5 protein-coding genes are annotated in these 5046 nt (G+C 71.3%); all 5 read left to right on the forward strand.

The window, feature by feature from the left end:
- On the forward strand, nucleotides 1–205 hold a 205-nt coding region (locus tag HUV01_RS11750), incomplete at its 5' end, for a dihydrofolate reductase (RefSeq protein WP_174298432.1).
- A 65-nt stretch (nucleotides 206–270) separates the two neighbouring features.
- Nucleotides 271–1200 (forward strand): bifunctional riboflavin kinase/FAD synthetase, encoded by a 930-nt coding sequence (locus HUV01_RS11755; RefSeq protein ID WP_174298433.1) that lies wholly within the window; start codon nucleotides 271–273, stop codon nucleotides 1198–1200.
- A gap of 146 nt (nucleotides 1201–1346) precedes the next feature.
- A complete protein-coding gene (locus HUV01_RS11760) occupies nucleotides 1347–4361 on the forward strand; it encodes an isoleucine--tRNA ligase (protein WP_174298434.1) in 3015 nt (1004 codons plus the stop codon).
- On the forward strand, nucleotides 4358–4882 hold the full coding sequence (lspA, locus tag HUV01_RS11765) for a signal peptidase II (RefSeq protein WP_254606594.1): 525 nt from the start codon (nucleotides 4358–4360) through the stop codon (nucleotides 4880–4882). The genes HUV01_RS11760 and lspA overlap by 4 nt, the downstream gene beginning before the upstream one ends.
- On the forward strand, nucleotides 4875–5046 hold a 172-nt coding region (locus HUV01_RS11770), incomplete at its 3' end, for a DUF3035 domain-containing protein (RefSeq protein WP_174298436.1). The genes lspA and HUV01_RS11770, both read left to right, overlap by 8 nt.

A 5046-nucleotide genomic window follows, 5' to 3' on the forward strand; every position in this document is an offset into this window, starting at 1 on the left:
CGGCGACCTGTCGGTGATCGGCGGGGCGGAGGTGTTCGCGCTGTTCCTCGACCGCGCCGACCGCGTGGAGCTGACCGAGGTCCATGCGGAGCCTGCGGGCGATACGCTGGTGCCCGCCTTCACCGGCTGGCGCGAGACGGCGCGGCAGGATCATCCGGCGGAAGGCGGGCGTCCCGCCTACAGCTTCGTGACGCTGGACCGCTGAGCGCCGCAGCCCGGGCTTTGCGGCCGGGCTTTGCGGTCCCCGCCGCCCGCCCTATAGGCCCGCGCATGCAGCGGCTGGACGGGGGCTCGGCGGTTCCGCCGTCTTGGGGGGGCGGTATCGTCGCGCTCGGCAATTTCGACGGCTTCCACCTTGGACATCAGGCGGTGGTGGCGCGGGCGGTCGCGGCCGCGCGCGACCGGGGCCTGCCCGCGCTGGTCGCGACGTTCGACCCGCATCCGCGCGCCTTCTTCCGGCCCGACACGCCGCCGTTCCGCCTCTCGACGATCGAACAGCGGTTGCGCCTGTTCGAGGCGGCGGGGGCGGACGCGGCGGTGGTGTTCCGCTTCGACGCCGCGCTCGCCGCGCTGACGGCGGAGGACTTCGTCGCGGAGCGGCTGACGGGGCTGTTGCGGGTCGCCGGCGTCGTGACGGGAGAGGACTTCGCCTTCGGCCGCGCGAAGGGCGGGAACGTCGGGATGCTCGCGGACCTCGGCCGGACCGGCGGCTTCGTGGCCGAGGCGGTCGCGCCGGTGGGCCTCGATGGGATCGCCGTGTCGTCCAGCCGCATCCGCGACGCGCTGCGCGACGGGCGGCCGGGCGATGCGGCCAGACTGCTGACGCGGCCGTTCGCGGTGGCGGGGAAGGTGGCGCACGGCGACAAGGTCGGCCGCACGATCGGCTATCCGACCGCCAACGTCGCGATGGGCGACTATCTGCGCCCCGCCTATGGCATCTATGCCGTGCGCGGGCGCCTGCCCGACGGCACGGTGCTCGACGGCGCGGCGAACCTCGGCATCCGGCCGCAGTTCACGCCGCCCAAGGAGTTGCTGGAGCCGCATTTCTTCGACTTCGCGGGCGATCTATACGGGCAGGAGATCGCGGTGGAGCTGATCGAGTATCTGCGCCCGGAGGCGACGTTCGACGGCCTGCCCGCCCTGATGGCGCAGATGGAAGCCGACTGCGCGCGCGCGCGGGCGATATTGACGAGCTTGTGACCGTCGCCCCGGACGTGTTCCGGGTCCCGGCGTGGGTCGCTTGCTCCCGCGTGACGGTGGGTATGGCGGTGGATGCCGCACGTCCGGCCTGACGATCGGGCTACGGGGTGACGGGTGGACGCATAACGGTTAAGGCCCGCCCACTCATGGCCGACGCTCCCGATACCGCCCCATCCACGGCACGCGATTACCGCGACACCGTGTTCCTGCCCAAGACCGACTTCCCGATGAAGGCGGGCCTCGCTGCCAGGGAGCCGGCGATCGCGGCGCACTGGGCGCGGATCGGGCTGTACGACCGGCTGCGCGCGGCGCGCGCCGGGCGCGAGCGGTTCATCCTCCACGACGGGCCGCCCTACGCCAATGGCGACATCCACATGGGCCATGCGATGAACAAGGTCCTGAAGGACATCGTCGTGCGCTCGCAGTCGCTCCTGGGCCGCGACGCGCCCTATGTGCCGGGCTGGGACTGCCACGGCCTGCCGATCGAGTGGAAGGTCGAGGAACAGTATCGCGCGAGGAAGCTGGACAAGGACCAGGTCCCCGTGGACCAGTTCCGCGCCGAGTGCCGCGCCTATGCCGCCCGATGGGTGGACCTGCAGCGGCCCGAGTTCGAGCGGCTGGGCGTGATGGGCGACTGGGCCGACCCGTATTTGACGATGAACCACGACGCGGAGGCGGCGATCGTGGGCGAGTTCCTGCGCTTCGCCGAGTCCGGCCAGCTGTACCGCGGTGCGAGGCCGGTGATGTGGTCGCCCGTGGAACGCACCGCGCTCGCCGAGGCGGAGGTGGAGTATGAGGACATCGTGTCGACGCAGGTCGACGTGGCGTTCGAGATACTGACGGCCCCCAACGCGCCCGAGCTGGTCGGCGCGCACGCGGTGATCTGGACGACGACGCCGTGGACGATCCCGGTGAACCAGGCTTTGGCGTATGGGGAGGACGTCGAGTACGCAGCAGTGCGCGCATCGGATGGGCGCGTCCTGCTGCTTGCCGTGGAGTTGCTCACCTCAAGTTTAGAACGTGCAGATCTCGGCGGCGAAAGTGACGTGCCCGGTGCAGGCCTGATAGTCTGGGCAGGGAAAGGCTCCGACTTTGCCGGCGCGACCGTCCGCCACCCGATGCATCACCTCGGCGGCTTTTTCGCGCGTCCCCGCCCGATGCTGCCGGGCGCGTTCGTCACCACCGACGCGGGCACGGGCCTCGTCCACATGGCCCCCGATCATGGCGAGGACGATTTCGAGCTGTGCAAGACGCACGGGATCGACCCCGTGTTCGCGGTCGACGGCGCGGGGATGTACCGAGCGGACTGGGCGTGGCTGGGCGGGCAGGGAAGCGTCATCAACAGGAAGTTCGTCGCCGCCGACGGGCCGATCTGCGCCGACCTGCGCGCGGCCGGCGCGCTGCTCGCCGCGTCGGACGACTACGCGCACAGCTACCCGCATTCGTGGCGGAGCAAGGCCAGGCTGATCTTCCGCGCGACGCCGCAGTGGTTCATCGGGATGGACCAGGCACTCGGAGAGCCCTCTTCCCTTCAGGGGCGTTCCGGGTCGGTTGTGCCCCCGGCACATCCTCGACAGCCTGGGGGGCTGTCGACCCGGAACGGGTTGGGAGAGGGGCAGGATAGCGCCCACGAGTCACTTTCCCTCTCCCCGGCCCTCTCCTCTGAAGGAGAGAGGGAGAGTGAGCCTACGCTCCGCTCCCTCGCCCTCTCCGCCATCGCCGACACCCGCTGGGTCCCCGCGCGCGCGCAGAACCGCATCCGCGCGATGGTGGAGGGGCGGCCCGACTGGGTGATCTCGCGCCAGCGCGCCTGGGGGGTGCCGATCGCGCTCTACGTCAACCGCGCGACGGGCGAGTACCTCGTCGACCCTGCCGTCAACGCCCGCATCGTCGCCGCCTTCCAGGCTGGCGGAGCGGACGCGTGGTTTGTCGCGGACCACCAGGCGCTGCTCGGGGCCGGGCACGATCTGGCGGACTATGAGATCGTCACCGACATCCTCGACGTGTGGTTCGATTCGGGCTGCACCCACGTCTTCACGCTGGAGGCGCGTTACGGCGCAGGGACGCGCGCGGACCTGTATCTGGAGGGGTCGGACCAGCATCGCGGCTGGTTCCAGTCGTCCTTGCTCGAATCATGCGGCACGCGGGGCCGCGCGCCTTACGCGGCGGTACTGACCCACGGCTTCGCGCTCGACGGTCAGGGGCGCAAGATGAGCAAGTCGCTCGGCAACGTCGTCGATCCCTTGAAGGTGATCGGGGAGTCGGGCGCGGACATCCTGCGTATCTGGGTCGCGTCCACCGACTATTTCGACGACGTGAAGATCGGCAAGGAGGTGCTGGCCGGCGCGTCCGACACCTACCGCAAGCTGCGCAACACCTACCGCTACCTGCTCGGCGCGCTCGACGGGTTCACCGACGCGGAGCGGGTCGCGCCCGCCGCGATGCCCGAGCTGGAGCGGTACGTGCTGCACCGGCTGGCGGCGCTGGACGCGGAGCTGCGCGCGGCGGCGACCGCGTACGAGTTCAACCGCTACCTGCGCGCGCTCGCGGACTTCGCGGCTGACGACCTGTCCGCGTTCTTCTTCGACGTGCGCAAGGACTCGCTCTATTGCGACGCGGCCGCCGATCCGAAGCGGCGCGCGTACCGGACGGTGCTCGACCTGCTGTTTCACGCGCTGGTCCGCTACGCCGCGCCGGTGATCCCCTTCACCGCCGAGGAGGTGTGGCAGGCGCGCCCCGGTGATGGATCGGGCGCCGGACCGGGCGATGGATCGGGCGCCGGATCGGGCGATGGCGGGTCGGTGCATCTGTTGGAATGGCCCGAGCTGCCCGTGCTGGCCGATGCGGACGGCGTGGTCGACCGCTGGGACGCGGTGCGGCGCCAGCGCGCGCAGGTGACGGAGGCGATCGAGCCGCTGCGCCGCGCCAAGACGATCCGGTCGAGCCTGGAGGCGGAGGTGAGCGTGCCCGCCATGCTGCTGCCGGAGGGCGATGCGGCGGAGGCATTCATCGTGGCGCGGGTCGTGGCCGGGGACGAGGTGGCGGTGACGCGCACCGCCTACCACAAATGCGGCCGCTGCTGGCGGCACCTGCCCGACGTGGCGGCGGACGGGGCGCTGTGCGGGCGGTGCGAGGCGGTCGTCCCGGCGGTGGCCGCGTGAGCCGGGTGCCGCGCCTCGGCCTGCTGCTGCTCGTGCTGGTGCTCGGCGCGGACCAGCTCGTGAAATGGTACGTGACCGGGCCGCTCGACATCTCGATGCCCGGCGATGCGCGGACGCTGCTGGCGATCTTCGACCTGCGGTTCAGCCCGAACGTCGGCGTGTCGCTGGGGCTGCTGCGCGCCGACTCGGCGACGACGCGCTGGGCGCTGGTGGCGCTGACGGGTACGATCGGGCTCGGCGTGCTGGTGTGGATGTGGCGCGAGCGGGGCCGGGTCGACCAGGCGGCGCTGGGCTGCGTCGCGGGTGGCGCGCTCGGCAACATCCTGGATCGCGTGCGGCTGGGCTATGTCACCGACTATGCCGATCTGCACTTCGGGAGCTGGGAGCCGTTTCTGGTCTTCAATCTGGCCGACGCGGCGATTACGTTGGGCGTACTGGTGCTGCTGGTGCGCGCGCTGCTGATCCGCGATGGGCGAAACGGGCGCGACAGGCGCGACACGACGGAGAAGGCGAATGGGTAAGTCGGCATTGGTGGCGGGACTCGCCGCTGCGGTACTGGTCGGCGGGTGCGCGCATCGGCGGTTCGATGCGCGGTCCGGGCCGGACGAGCTGGCGGTCGCGCGCCAGGCGCCGCTGGTGATCCCGCCCGACTACGCGCTCGCACCGCCGCAGCCCGGCGCTGCGG

The organism is Sphingomonas bacterium, from assembly GCF_903643035.1.
GTDB lineage: Bacteria > Pseudomonadota > Alphaproteobacteria > Sphingomonadales > Sphingomonadaceae > Sphingomonas.